General features: G+C 35.8%; 9 protein-coding genes. 1 reads left to right on the forward strand and 8 read right to left on the reverse strand.

Going from position 1 to position 14,999, the window contains the following annotated elements; translation table 11 throughout:
• Positions 1-330: 330 nt before the first annotated feature.
• Positions 331-1,002 carry a YceI family protein gene (locus tag NJT12_RS15820; protein WP_271336894.1) on the forward strand — a complete coding sequence of 224 codons (672 nt, stop codon included), beginning with the start codon at positions 331-333 and terminating at the stop codon, positions 1,000-1,002.
• 281 nt (positions 1,003-1,283) lie between these two features.
• Here the strand turns inward: NJT12_RS15820 and NJT12_RS15825 are convergent, their stop codons facing one another.
• From NJT12_RS15825 to NJT12_RS15860, 8 genes are all read right to left on the reverse strand, one after another.
• Positions 1,284-1,442: a hypothetical protein gene (locus tag NJT12_RS15825; protein WP_271336895.1), complete on the reverse strand. Its 159-nt coding sequence runs from the start codon at positions 1,440-1,442 to the stop codon at positions 1,284-1,286.
• A 52-nt stretch (positions 1,443-1,494) separates the two neighbouring features.
• Positions 1,495-1,830, reverse strand: coding sequence for an IS66 family insertion sequence element accessory protein TnpB (gene tnpB, locus NJT12_RS15830; RefSeq protein ID WP_271336896.1), 336 nt, complete (start codon positions 1,828-1,830; stop codon positions 1,495-1,497).
• Positions 1,830-2,111 carry an IS66 family insertion sequence element accessory protein TnpA gene (tnpA, locus tag NJT12_RS15835; RefSeq protein WP_271336897.1) on the reverse strand — a complete coding sequence of 94 codons (282 nt, stop codon included), beginning with the start codon at positions 2,109-2,111 and terminating at the stop codon, positions 1,830-1,832. The genes tnpB and tnpA overlap by 1 nt, the downstream gene beginning before the upstream one ends.
• A 177-nt stretch (positions 2,112-2,288) precedes the next feature.
• Positions 2,289-2,645: a hypothetical protein gene (locus NJT12_RS15840; RefSeq protein WP_271336898.1), complete on the reverse strand. Its 357-nt coding sequence runs from the start codon at positions 2,643-2,645 to the stop codon at positions 2,289-2,291.
• A 38-nt stretch (positions 2,646-2,683) separates the two neighbouring features.
• Positions 2,684-3,217 carry an STM3941 family protein gene (locus NJT12_RS15845; protein ID WP_271336899.1) on the reverse strand — a complete coding sequence of 178 codons (534 nt, stop codon included), beginning with the start codon at positions 3,215-3,217 and terminating at the stop codon, positions 2,684-2,686.
• Positions 3,218-3,250: 33 nt separating this feature from the next.
• A complete protein-coding gene (locus NJT12_RS15850) occupies positions 3,251-6,748 on the reverse strand; it encodes a DUF6443 domain-containing protein (protein ID WP_271336900.1) in 3,498 nt (1,165 codons plus the stop codon).
• A 147-nt stretch (positions 6,749-6,895) separates the two neighbouring features.
• Positions 6,896-12,742, reverse strand: coding sequence for a DUF5977 domain-containing protein (locus NJT12_RS15855; protein ID WP_271336901.1), 5,847 nt, complete (start codon positions 12,740-12,742; stop codon positions 6,896-6,898).
• A gap of 1 nt (position 12,743) precedes the next feature.
• Positions 12,744-14,411 carry a T9SS type A sorting domain-containing protein gene (locus NJT12_RS15860; RefSeq protein ID WP_271336902.1) on the reverse strand — a complete coding sequence of 556 codons (1,668 nt, stop codon included), beginning with the start codon at positions 14,409-14,411 and terminating at the stop codon, positions 12,744-12,746.
• Positions 14,412-14,999 lie beyond the last annotated feature (588 nt).

The following is a 14,999-nucleotide window of genomic DNA, read 5'->3' on the forward strand; positions in this document are numbered from 1 at the left end:
ACTATTGTATACTGTTGCATAAAATTTATTAAGTTGGAAATAAAGGCTTCGTTTTATAGACGAAGCCTCTTAAATATAGCACATTAATGCTAAGTAGGTTTCTACTATCCTCTCCTGGCTCCTACTACTTCTTTACAGATGTCATTATTTTATAAACAAAAAAATATTTTACATTTCTTGACTCATAAGTCATCGAAATTTGAATACGATTGTAGTTTTTTCCTTAAATTATCACTAAATTCCCCATTATTGTAAAGCTGTCTTTTTAATTATTAAACTGAGAATTAAAATAAGACGTATTCATTAACAATTTTTTTAAAACTTAAAGGAATGAAAAAAATTAGTGTATTAACATTGGTCGCTGTTACTTTATTTACAACAGCATGTAAAAAATCATCAAGCGAAACAGTAACAGGCGAAGAAAAGCAGGTTGCCGAGAAAAAAGGAGAAGTATTAGCAGTAGACTTAGCAACATCTAAAGTAGACTGGAAAGCATTCCATAAAGGAGGTTTTGCGCCTCGCTGGGGAACACTTGCCATTAAATCAGGTGAAATTTCTCTGGAAGGCAATGAGCTTACTGCAGGTGATTTTGTAATAGATATGACGTCTATTAAAGTAGATCCTGCATCTGTAACTGAAAAAGACAAAAAGTATACAGAATTAGAAGCTCACTTAAAAAGCGCTGACTTTTTTGATGTTGGAAAAAATCCAACTGCTGACTTTAAAATTACTAGCGTTACTAATTCAACCTCTCCTGTAAAAGATGCTGTAGAAGGTGCCAATAAAACGGTAAGTGGTAATCTTACCCTTAAAGGTAAAGCTGTTAATGTTACCTTCCCGGCAAAGGTTACTATAGTGGACGCTACTGTAACATTACAGGCTAAATTTACTGTTAATCGCACGGACTGGGATATTAAATTCGGAGCATCCCAAGCTGATCCCGCAGAATGGATGATCAGTAAAGATATCGAGATTGGTATCAATGTAACTGCAGGAAAATAAAAAAGTAAACCGTTAATTATTATTAAAAAAAAAGACAGCCTACTATTTATTCAGGCTGTCTTTTCTATTTTACTCTAATAACCTTTTCGTGTCATAATTCTAGAGATAGCCAATGGCTCTTTCTATCATTTATATTGCAACCACTATCTCTTCATATCTCTTCACTCTGCACTTTATAAGAAGCGCTATATTGAGTTGCTTGGAGATTAAAATTTTCTGAAATTGAACCATTTAAAACATAAAACTCTGCGCTATTGTTTTGCTTATCATAATTAAAGAGTCTATAGATGTAATAGAGATTGCTCAATAAACTTCTCTTTTTTATCAAGAACCTTTTCTTTCTTGGAGATTGTTATCTCTTGTTTGGAAATAGTTCTGGATTGCTCTTTAATAAGCTCCAAAAGTTCTTGTTTTGATAAGTTTTCTAGGTCTATTTCCATGCCGTAAATATAAGGAAAACCCCAGTATTTACAAAGGATTTACAAGTCATATCTACAAAGAAAATCGCTTTTTTTGACTGCTTTTTATAATGTCAATTCCCTCTATCATTAATACTAAATCACTCCAACTAATTCGAAGATCATTATTATTAACCATGGCAAAAGTTCCTTCTTCTAAGCGCTTGTGATAAAGCACAAAACCACCTGCTTCCCAATGAAGGAGTTTGATCTGATTCTTTTTGCGATTAACAAAAATAAAAACTTCTCCACTATGAGCTACCCGTCCTAGTTCATTAGTCACAATACCACACAAGCCATCAAAACTTTTCCTCATATCGCAAATTTGAGGATACAGCAAGAAAGTATGGGAACTGCTCAGGCTAAACATTAATACAGGTTTACTAAGGAGAAGATTTCTTTAAGATCGGTGTTCTGAACTTTTAGTATGACGCCATTTGGATAGACTATTTCATACTGACTCTTCATATCAATACTTGGATTGGCAAGCTCAATAAATCCACCAGCTAAATCGTCTTGCTGTTTACTTATTTTAATCCAATAGCTAAAAGTACCCAATTTGATTCCGGCTTTATCACAAAATGTCTGTTGACTAATACCGCTTTGTTTCCAAGCTTCCACTTGAGATAACATATATTCTTTTTTGTCCATCTTAATATTCTTTCGGACAAAACTACTATCTTACATTAGCTTATGAAATATGTGTTTGCCCGGGCGGATACGCTAAATCATCCCAATAACAAATCCAGCATTAAGCCCATTACTCACATCTATCTTTGTATATGTGATTAAAGATTTATTCTGCAAAACCATAATTTTCGTTCGTTTTTAATATCCATTTAATCTTAGAATAATTTTTTCTAAACATTTGTCTTTATCTTTATGAAAATTGGTTAAGTCAACGAAAATTGTATTTGAAAATGGCAGTTTACCTATTTCACTTCCGAGTTTATTACAATTATCATCGAGAAATTTAACATATATAGGATTGGTTGATTTTAATACCAAGATTGGAGCATTAAAATATCTTTGAGAGTTTTCAATTGCATCTTCAACTTTCGTATTTTCTTTGTATATACTTGATGTAATGCGATAAATATTTGTGATTATCTTTCCTAATTCTGTAAGTTCATTTTTTTTTGATTGTGGGCATAGATTACAAATCTGCGCTATCATTGTAAACATATCCGAGCCGTCTGGTTGTTTAATAATTGAATGCTGTACTAGTTTTTAATTTGTTTACTCTGATTATAGCCCTCTAAGATTAATCGCTCTAATTCGTCGAAAGAACAATCTAAATCCCCAGAAGTAATTATATAAGGTGTACCCATAGACTTTTCATTCATTTTAAAGAAAAGTGAGCTAATACCTTTTTCATTATTTGGAGTTTCTTTTAAAAATATTGCTATGTAATTGTTATAGTTGTATTTAATTGTTTCTATCTTACTGATTTCTTCCCATTTGATAAGCTTCTTGGTATATAAGAAAAAACCATTAAATATACCTTGTTCGTCAATTCTTAAGAAGACATCTTTTCGGAAAATACTTTTTAAGAGTAAAAATATTACCAAAGCACAAGTTATTATACCAACTATAGAAAATATAATTACGGTATTTTTTGTTGGAAGTAAAAAATAGGTGTGTTCGGAAGGATAGCATAAAAAATTCACCAATCCACATAAGACAAAAATCATCAATAGCATTATTGCAATTCTTTTGAAATAATTTTTATTTTTCTCTATTATTATTGTTTTCATTTCTCTATTATTATTGTTGTTTTCATTTGTATGTTATTCATAAGCTTTTTCAACTAAATTTCCTGCTCTTTCACTCGCATAATATCCTGCAACTCCTCCAACAATGGCTCCTGCAATTGTTCCAACAATTGGTATTGGAATAAAACTTCCAACTGCAGCTCCTGTCGCAGCTCCTGCAGCCCAACCAACCGCAATACCAGCCCCAACTTTTGCTGTGGCTACTGCTGTATTCTCACCGTTAGTATATCCTGTGTTTTGGTAGTTTTGGTAATCTCCAGCTACTCCTTGTCCAACTTCTATAGTTCCAAGAATAACGGTGGTTGCAATAGAACCTTTCTTTATTAATTTACTTACATTAAACGTCTTGATATTTGCAACACTTCCTCCAGTCCAATTAGACTTATAATATTTAAAACTAAAGTTTCGTAGGTTATAACTACCATTGTTAGTCAACCTAAATGAACCACCTTTATTACTAGTTAATGCTAAAATATCAGCACCATCTCCAATTCTATCATTAATGGAGTTTGCATCATCTACTGTGCTACTTTTTTTAGATTTTCCTTGTACAACAACTTCCTCAAGTTCTGTAATTTCACTAGCAATTTTTGTTTCTGGGTCATAAAGATATGTATTATTGGGGTCATCAATTAGCGGTTTAAATGCAGGTGTATTTGGACAGGTTGGACAAACTGCTAGACCTTCTTTATCGTTTTCAAACAGACCAGATGGGTCAGACCAATAAACAGGATTGTTAAAACCAAACCTGTAAGGATTATGCATAGGGGCTAACTCGGTTAATGGGTCAATTACATTAAACCTGCCAATAGCGGGGTCGTATTGTCGCCAGTCCATCGCTGTAACATTCAGCCCCAGTTCGTCTTGGAGTTCTTTCCCATTGTATTTATACTTATTAGCAATTGGTAAATAATCATTATATCCTTTATGTTTTAAACCAAATGGATAATAATTATTCTCTTCGATAATTTCAAGAACTTGGCTTTGCGGGTTTTTAGCATAACTAACACGAACGTTTCCTAAATGATCTTTGTACTGAAACACATATGATAAGGCTCCGTTCTCATTTTTAACATACCCTTCAGCCGTTGGAAAAAACTCTAAAACATTATCCTTGTACTGAAAACCACCCAGATAATTTGTACTGTTTACAACACTATTATCCGTTACAATTTTCTCGAGTTTCTGCCCTACTGCATTGTAAATATACTCAATCGAACCAGTTGTTCCAAAAATAATTTTCTTAGGCAAATTAAGATGGTTGTACTCTATTTTAGTAATGTTTTTGTTTTTATCACTAATCATATTACCATTAGCATCATAAGCATAATCATCGCCTGTTTTATTGGCGTCTATAAAACCAGCATTATCATTTCCGGTAAGGCCTTCTGTAACGTTTACCAATTGATTAGAATTCTCATCTAGATAACCATAAGTCAAATCATCAATCTTAAAGACAATAGAAGGCGCATCACTATCGCCATATCTTTGTAGATATTTAATATTACCATTCTTATCATAGCTTAAGCTTTCATTGTAAGCGCCCGATACAGGAATAGCATCGTTAGGTTTTCGATAAATGGCGTTCTTTAGTCGGTTAAGGTTGTCATAGTTGTATCCGTAGGAGCGCAATGCATAATCTGATGCGGTTTTCCAGAATGTTTCTGCTATGTTTCCATTGTAGAGAGCATCCACAGCTGAGTTACCGGATTGGTTGTTGTAATTAATTTTAAAGGCAAATAAGTCTACCGGATCTGAGTCGTGCTGTAAATTATCCGTATCGTTGATACCGGTAAGCCAACCCCTTATGTTATAGCTAAAATCTACTTTTTGTCTCGCATTTCCGCCACTGTCCCCTACATTTTTACTCTCCAGTTGTCCTAATTGATCATAGCTGTTTGACGTCAAGAGTTGTACAATTCCTGCATTAATCTGATGGGTATGGGTTAGTAAACGATCTTGCGGTGAATAGGTAAATTCTTCTTTTATAGTAAGCTCGTTATCGCCTGAAGTTCTTTTGTGTTTGGTGATTGTATAAAGCGCTTTTCCTGTAAAATCTAGTTTACTGTCTGTACTGGTATACCCATCAAAATGATTTTGTATTCTTGTACGGATAGGCCTTCCTTTATCATCATAAACTGTAGTTGTTGTTTCTCCTAATTGCGCCGAAGCTATCGTAACTACTCTTGTCCAGTTTCCTGTAGCCAGGCCTTTTGCGTTGGCTAAAACAGGCTGATCTTCGATAGTTGTAGGTATTGATGGCGCATTAGGATAATCATAATTATCGTAATAATTAACCGTAAGAAGTCTAAAATTGATAGGGGTAATACTATTACTGTAATTTGCAGGGATTTCATCTATAGTGGCAGAAGTTTGTTTAGTCTCGAACAAAACAGTTGCTGTATTTTGAGCATCCTGCAATGATTTTCGTATTACTGAATTCGATGATTGATTGTACCAACCCGTATAAACCGGACGACTAAAAGCATCATATTTGGTTATGAGCCAACCTTCTGCTGTTTCGTCTCTAAAAGGCGAAAACGAAGGGCCTGTGGCTACAGGGCGATCTAGTTTATCATAAACGATAAACTCCCATTGTTTTCCAGGTAATTTTTTCTCGACCAAACGGTTGCGATTGTCATATTTATATTGATAACACAAACCGTTTAAAACATCATTACTGATCGTTCCGCTTACTTTTGGAGGAAGTACATAAGTAAGGTTGCCGTAAATATCATACACATAATACGTATCGTGTTTGTCACCTGAATCATAGGTTCTTTTAAGAACTACTTGTCCTTCTTTATTTTTAAATTCTACTGTAGAGCCTGCAGATTCACTTAGGCTTGCACCTGAATTTTCATCATAAGTTACGTTTTTGTACAGCTCATTCTCTGCATAAGTTCCAGCGTCTGAAAAACTAATTTCATACAAACCCTGACCCGCTAGCCAGGTTGTATTTGCTTTATATAATTTTACTGCATCCGATGATTTATTGGTTTGATAATCGAGTTTTATTTCATGACCACTGCCCATCATCCAGGAAGTTCCCGGAGCCGCTTGTTTTAAAACCCTGTTTAAAGGCGAGGCTTCGAGTTTCTTTTCAGAAAAAGGATTTGCCGTATTTTCATATTTCTCTGTACTGTAAAAACCTTGTGCGGCAGATATCGCAGCAGTGGGATCGATCTTTGGATAGCTGTTACCGCCATTGGAAGAGGCATAAGGTAAATATTCTTTTATCTGTCTTCCAAAAGCATCGTATTCTATTGGAGTGATGATATCTTCCCCATTTGCTCCCTGCCCAATAGCAATGCTTTGTATCGGGCGTCCCAATCCGTCAAAATAAGTCACATTTTGGCTCATCTCGTCTTTGGTCAAGGTATTAAAATTCCCTGCCTGCACCGGCTTTTTAGGCGCAGCGGTATACACGAAATTGTCATCACTGAAAGTCTGGGCCGTTACACCCGAACTTGCCAATAGCAACAGAATAAATATAGGTATGTATTTTTTCATACAAATACATTTTATGTTTTTAGAATTCATAATGATTAAAATTCTTTATAGTTTTTTATTGCAGACTAAATATTGATACAACATTGACTTCGTTTGCATCTATGCAACTCTCAATTAGCAGTTACAAATAACAAGCCCGCAACTTTATTATTTTTCTTCTATTTCTCCCTGGTTACATACTCCATTTTTATCTGCATAAGGCTGTCCCAGTCGATCAATTTCGTCTTCAGCTTTTTGATTGGCATCTGCCTGAGAGATTAACGAGCTATATGTTTTTGGAGAAACCTTATACAGTACAGAGGTTCCGTTTGTTCCCCGAGGGCAATACGTCCTTCTTATCGATCTATAAATAAGCACATTATAAAACAAACACTCACCACTAGCATTGGCATTGGCTTGTCCTTCTGCATTGAGTTTAGCCAAAGCTTCACTGTTAACATGGGCCTGAGAAGTTTTTAAAACTACCGCTCCCTCTGCTAAAGCATATCCATCAAAAGAACCAACCGCCCCACCAACACAGGTGTTTTTCTGAAATGAACCACTTACAGCGGTACTTCTAAAGGTACAATCTGCATTAGCGTTAGCATATGCCTGCCCATAAATATTGATCACTAATTCAGCAGAAGCATCAGCTGCCGCTTGAGAAATATCAGAAGCATATGCTCCGGCAGCAACAGTATACCAAACACTATCGGGTATTCCTCCAATACTACAGTTGTTTCTGCTAATTAATCTGCTTTGAACACTGTTTCTAAACGTACATACTCCATTTGCATTGGCATAAGCTTGTCCATCTGCGTTGAATTTATTACTTCCTAAGACATTTGCTTCTGCTTGTGAATTATGAGAATACGCAACTCCAAAACCTTGATTGTAATAAACATTAGAACCAGTACCACCAGCATCACAATTATTCTTAATAAAAAGATCAATCATTGCAGGACTGTAGAACGTACAATATCCTGCTACATTTGCATAAGCCTGACCATTTGCATTAAATAGGTTTAGAGCTTGGGCATCTGCATCTGCCTGAGAACTATTTGAAGAAGCAGCTCCTTCAACCTGGCTAAAAGCTACATCTGAGCCATAACCTCCGGCATCACAATTACTCTTAGTAAATGAACCGCTTAAAGTCGCACTTTTAAAAGTACAATATCCATAAGCATTAGCATTAGCCTGACCTTCAATTTGATATTTATTCCAAGCCTGAGCATCAACATCTCCTTGTGATGTTTTTAGAGAAACTGCTCCCATAGCCAGACTATAATCTACAGGAGAACCTACTCCTCCCACTGGGCAATCATTTTTTTGGAAAGGACCACTTAATGCAGCGCTCATAAAAGTGCAATCACCATAAGTATTGGCATAAGCTTGTCCGTCTGTATAAAACTTAGCGCTTCCTAACGCATTTGCTTCTGTTTGTGAATTATGAGAATACGCAATACCAAAATCCTGACTGTAATAAACATTTGAACCCGCACCTCCTATACTACAATTATCCTTAGTAAAATAACCATTCATTGCCGGACTGTAAAACGTACAATATCCTGTAGCATTTGCATTGGCCTGGCCATTAGCATTAAAAATATTTAGAGCCTGCGCATCTGCATCTGCCTGAGAACTATTTGAAGAAGCAGTTCCTGCAACCAGGCCAAAAGGTACACTCGAGCCATAACCTGCGGTATCACAATTGTTTTTAGTAAATGATCCACTTAATGCCGTACTATAAAAAGTACATATCGAATTATCATTGGCAAATGCCTGCCCATTGTTGTCGATTTGCACTATTGCCTGAGCATCAGCGGCAGCCTGTGAAACATCAGAGCTATATATTCCTGCAGCAACTGTATACCAAACACTTGAAGGGCTACCTCCGGGCTCACAGTTGTTTCTGGCAATTAATCTACTTTGCGCCGTATTTAAAAAACTACATTTTGCATTGGCATCACTATTGGCAAATGCCTGTGCGTTGTTATCAATTTGCGTCACTGCCTGAGCATCAGCCGCTGCCTGAGAAACATCAGAGCTATACGTACCCGCAGCAACTGTATACCAAACACTTGCAGGTGAACCTCCCGGCTCACAGTTGTTTCGGGCAATTAATCTACTTTGCGCAGCATTTAAAAAAGTACATTTTGCGTTGGCATCACTATTGGCAAATGCCTGTCCGTTGTTATCAATTTGCGTAACTGCCTGAGCATCAGCCGCTACCTGAGAAACATCAGAACTGTAGGTTCCTGCGGCAACTGTATACCAGACACTTGCAGGTAAACCTCCCGGCTCACAGTTGTTTCGGGCAATTAGTCTACTTTGCGCAGTATTTAAAAAAGTACATTTTGCATTGGCATCACTATTGGCAAATGCCTGTGCGTTGTTATCTATTTCTGTTTGAGCCTGAGCATCAGCCGCAGCCTGAGAAATATCCGAGCTGTAAATTCCTGCAGCAACTGTATACCAAACACTCGAAGGGCTACCTCCCGCTTCACAGTTGTTTCGGGAAATTAATCTGCTTTGAGCAGTATTTAAAAAAGTACATTTTACCAAAGGATTTGTATCGGCATAAATTTGCCCGTCAGTATTGAATTTATCTGTTGCTTTTGCATCGGCATCTATCTGAGAAATAGTAGAAGAAGAAACTCCTTCTACCTGATTATAAACTACAGTTGCCCCTGCTCCACCTGGAGCGCAATTGGTCTTGGTAAAAGAACCGCTTCTGGCAGCACTTCTATACAAGACAATACTTGTAGACTCATTATCATTGCAATCTATTTGCTGTCCTTTATAATTGTAACAATATTTTTGAAGTACATTTAAATCTTTATCTTTAACAAATTTTAATCTGCCATAAGAATTATACTCATAATAAGAAGCAGTACCTTTAGGATCTGTTACACTAGTTACCCCTACAAGGGGATTATAAGTGTAGGTCGAAATAAAAGCATCCGGCAAAGAAGTGCGAAGTGCATTTAAACCATTTCGCAATAACTGCTCAGTACAACTCCCGGACATACAATTATCAGTATCAGCGTTCGAGAGTGTCTGCAAATTGTTAATTGTTCCTGCAGGAATTGAGCCATAAGCAAGATTCTCTATCTTGGCAATAGGTTGTGTTTTATTGTATCCCCAAATAATAGAAACCGGAATACCAGCCTCTAAAGTATATTGCAAGATATTCCCTTTCTCATCATACTTGTCAAAAGTGAGTTTTTTGTCAGTACTATTGTTTATACCCTCGATTCCTTTATTGGCGTAAATAAATCCCGGTAATAATAAATTACTGGTTTTGTCGCTTTTATCATAAACTGTTTTTTGTTCTGATAATTTTGCTCCTTGTTTTAGGGTTTGCGTATCAAGAACTTTTCCTATCATATTTTGAGCTACTAGTTCATTTCTGAATGGTTCAGATGCCATTTCAGGATCAGAAGCATAAAAATACTTTGTCTCTATATTCTCTCCTGTAGAACTCGTCGTGGTTTGCGAACTTAGTTTTTGATGAAGCGCATTATTATACTTATAAGTTGTTTGGGTTACTATAGGATTTAAGCCTTCTAAATCGTATTGGGTATTTTTTTCTGATTCTAGATAAAACCAGTACGAATTAGTTGTGTATTTACTAATATTCAAATGTTCAATATTTTTATAATCAGGACTAGTAAAAAAAAGTATTGGATTATATTTATAGTCAGTTGCTATACCTGGCACTTTCCTGGTATATTGATCTTCTAATTTATAATTGTATTCTACTATATTTAAATTAGTTAATCTTTTATCAAAAACTATTTTTTTTCTCAACAACCCATTATTCCAGCTTGAATTGATCCAGGGAAAATAAGCAAGATCGCTATTAAGACATAAATAAGGTTGCATGTCTGCAGATACATCATAAAAAAATTCTTCACCTCCATTCTTAAAACTAGTCCCACCATGACTCACAGTTACATTTTCATAAGTTGTAGAATTGTTACCCATTGACTTGTATAATGGATATACGCTATTAGCATTTACATTTAAAATGAGCGCTATACTCATTATCGTTGTAAATTGTACGTGCGGATCATCACAAATTTTCCTAAGTTCAGTATGTGTCAATAATTTTATCTTAACTCCCTCTGTACCGCTCGATACATCTGGTGTTTCTTTTTTACCATAATAGTAATGTTTTACATCTGCTGTATTGAGCCTGGTATCAAAAGATGTAATTTCTTTAATCCTTAATCCTGCGACCGGTATATTAGCTTTAGACACAATGCCGCCACCTAAACAATAAGTAAAATGTACCTTTCCTGTAGTTTTAGGCTCCGGAGAAAATATAAGAGAAACTCTATAGGTATTATTTTTTAAAAACTTATAGGAACGTGTAACCGGTATATTGTGCTGATAAGCATAAAAATTTAGACTATTCTGCATTGGATCTGTCAAATTTTCAATTGTAACAGTCATAATTAATTCTCCCTCTGGAAATACACCCGGCACTAAATCATAATCATCATAAGAAACTTTTGCTTGTACTTCCGTTTCATATTCTGATTTATTCTCAAATACAAATGTCTCTGTCTGCTCCTTTCTGCTATTTCCTTTATTGTAAAACCAACGATTTACTGTTTTAAGTTCCAATGGGCCTGTTACATCTGTCCATATTGTATTTGCCTCGTATTGAAATTCGTTATAGCCATTTGTAGGGTATACTATTTTTTTCAGAATCCCTTTTTTTGCATAATCAACATAAGGGCGTTTATCTCCCGTCGATCTGCCCATAAGTGCATCTTTAACAATATTATTTTGTGGATAAAGATCTTTGTGGATAACAGGATCCGGATAAGTCCCGGGCTTTCCGTTATAGTATCCCCATAAATCTCTCTGATCTGATAATCTTGCTACTAAGTCATCAGGGGCTTCATATTCAAAACTATATTTTTTTGAGGTATCTTTAAAAATACATTCACTCAAAAAAATTCTTTTATTAGTTGTAAAAAGATAATTAAAATCAGCCTTTTCAATTATATTCTGTCCTGCATCAAACACTTTAATTCCACTAAGTAAATAATTCCCCATCGTATTAGGATTGTCTCTCTGTTGAAAAGTAACACTTCCAAACTGAGCCTCATTACTACTAATACTCTCTATGATTTTCCCCATAATAATTAAATGATTCTCCATCCGATTTGATGGAGCCGTCATCGATGATGGATCACATTTTAGTTCTTGTTGCACCTTTATTCCAAATGACTCACTAATAGTTGAAACAAAACTATAATTGGTGCCTTTATAGGTAAAATTAACAACATCTCCTTCCGGGTGAATGATCTTAGTGAGATACCAGCCTGTAACAACGGTCTGAGGCGCTTCAACATTCTCCCAGGTACTGTACTCAATATCATAAAATTGATATTCGACCCCGTCCTCTGTCGTTATTTTAAATCCGGATTTAATATTACTGGCAAGTTTCTCAATTTTTAAATTGTTTTGAGGTACCAATACTGCTTTACCATTGTCATCAAAAACAAATTGCCCTGAATGCCCCTGAAAATTATAAGAGTACAAATCGGGCTGCATATCTTTAAACTGATTTTTCTCTATGTATACAATAAAAGTATCTGAAAAACAATCGTCTGTAGAGATAGGAACATTTCTTTTTTCATCTGGCTGTCCCCTGACAATCCTGTTAATAATACCTCCTGTATTCAGGTTCCATCCGAGCCCTACATTGGTTTCCATCTGATCGACCTGTATGCCGTTTGAATTATAATTTAAGGCAATAGGAATTGCTATATTTTTTGTCTTATAGGTATACACAGGAACACTTATATTGGGAGTACCGGTAAAAGTACCAACATCTGCCTGACCGTATCTCCCCAGCTCATACGCCGTAGGAGAAGGCGGTATAATTTTAGGTTCATTATTATTATTACTTTGTCCATAAATTCCAAATGAGAATAGGAGGAAAAGTAAAAAACTTACTATTTTAAAATTATGCATGCTTTTATTTTCTAACATTTTACTTTACTTGTTTGATCACTTTTACAGATTCTGTCTTTACATCAGTTTTGATCTTAATGATGTAAATACCTTCTGAATATCTGCTTAGGTTTACAGGCACTGTTCTGGAGTCTATTGCAAATTCCTGTAAAACACGTCCTGTAATATCAACCACAGTGGCTGTTCCGTATTTAAAATCATACCCTATAATCACATTGGTATACGTTGTTGCAGGATTTGGAATCGCCTCGATACTAGATTTCACTTTCTCTACTTTTTGTTTGTCTTTTAGTTTTACCACCCAAAAATCATTACCTCCAATACTTCCGTTTTTATCTTTTGAAGCGCTTGAATTAGAAGTTCCCGCCATGAGGTATCCACCATCACGGGTCTCTACTAACTTTCTAAGGATATCTTCTCCGGCGCTCCCTACTGTTTTGCTCCAGATTTCTTCGCCCTTCTCATCTATTTTCAAGGCGATATAATCGTTGATTCCATCTTTTTCTTTGTTTACCACATTCATTGCTTTTCCAACAATACCTTCTCTGGGACGTTTATTATCTCCTTGCGCGTATCCGCCTATAAGATACGTCTGGTCTCTGTTTTCTACCAAAGAGGTCAGAATATCTACTTTTCCAAAATCATAGGTTTTACTCCATAAGACTCCTCCGTCCTGATCCAGTTTCAGGATCCAGTAATCAGTTCCGTTGCTAACGATACCGCCCATGGCTGTAAGCGCATTTTTACTGTTAGAATTTCCTCCCACAATATAGCCGCCATCGAGAGTCTGATGAATGACATAAGGCTGATCGTCTCCCTCTGCTCCATAGGTGTTTTGCCACTGTATTTCGCCCGTATCATTTATTTTAATGATCCAGAAATCTCCAACTCCTTTATTGTTTGCTGTTTTATCTCCTGAAATTGGAGAATTAGAATATCCGGCTAAAACATATCCGTTATCTGTAGTTTGTTCCATACCTCTAAGCACATCAGCATATTGCCCACCGTATGTTTTTTGCCATTCGATATCACCTTGCTTGTCTAATTTGACAATCCAATAATCCATGTTACCTCTGCTTTTTTCAGATTTATTAAATAAATCAGCTTTAGTTGTAGTGAGAGATTTTCCGTCTGGTTTGGTGTTGGAGATAACCGGAGGACCGGAGCTTGAAGAACCGCCTAATATATAACCTCCGTCTTTGGTTTGAAAAGCGCATAGCAATTCATCCTGACCAGAACCTCCTATGGTTCGTTGCCATTGTTCGCCACCTGTTGCGTCCAATTTTATGACCCAATAATCGGTGATTCCTTTACAATCCTCTTTTTTTTGAAAACCAGCCATTGAACTCGATGTTCCTGCCAGAATAAAACCACCGTCTCTGGTATTCTTAACACTTTGAAGTAAATCAAAACCGCTTCCACCAAAACTTTTCTGCCAGTCAAGATCTCCTTTTTCATCCATTTTCCAGATCCAGTAATCTAAATCTCCCTGATTGTCATCTGTTTTATTTCCGGTTTTGTTAGACAGGGAACTTCCTGCCAAAATAAAACCATAATCGGCTGTTGGCTGAGCGTCAAAAAGATAATCGGCATGGGTTCCTCCATATGATTTTTCCCAAAGAATGTCTTGAGAGTAAGTAAAAAAAGGAAAAATAAAAGGAAATAATACAAAGTAAAGTTTTTTCATAAGCACACTAAATTTGGAGAATTCAATAGTGCTCGCTAAACTAAACTATTAATGAATTGTATCTTTACGGTTTTCCACATTTTTGTATTTATATTAATAAAAAAGAGTATTTTAACGTAATCTTTTAATTACATTAAAGAAGTACTGTAGCTTGTTTCAAACCGGATGATAAAAAGGAATTCTAAAATTCATTGAAGCAATTCCTTTAAACCCAGCCTACTGAAAAACGCAAGATAAATCAATGAAATTCTAGTGTTTTAAAGTAGCTGCAGCCTTGACAAACATTCGCATTTTGCTTAATTTTTCCCCATGAGTCATGAAGAAATAAAACGATACTTTGGAAGCACACCTCCACCCGAGGCAGTACAATGGAAACCTTGATCCAAAATTAGTGATTCAAAGCTTTTTTTTAACAGCTGCTACATGGCATTCACAATTGGTCCCCTTGAAATGTGTCCGGCCTGGTGGCAAAACTGAATTCTATTTTAACATTTTGGCACATTAAAAATTGATATAAAACCAAAAGCTACTATTTAAGAAAAGCTACAAAAAAATGGACAATGCTAATCCATAATTGGGGATTAATAC

The sequence above is a fragment of the Flavobacterium azizsancarii genome, from assembly GCF_027980145.1.
Classification (GTDB): Bacteria; Bacteroidota; Bacteroidia; order Flavobacteriales; family Flavobacteriaceae; genus Flavobacterium; species Flavobacterium azizsancarii.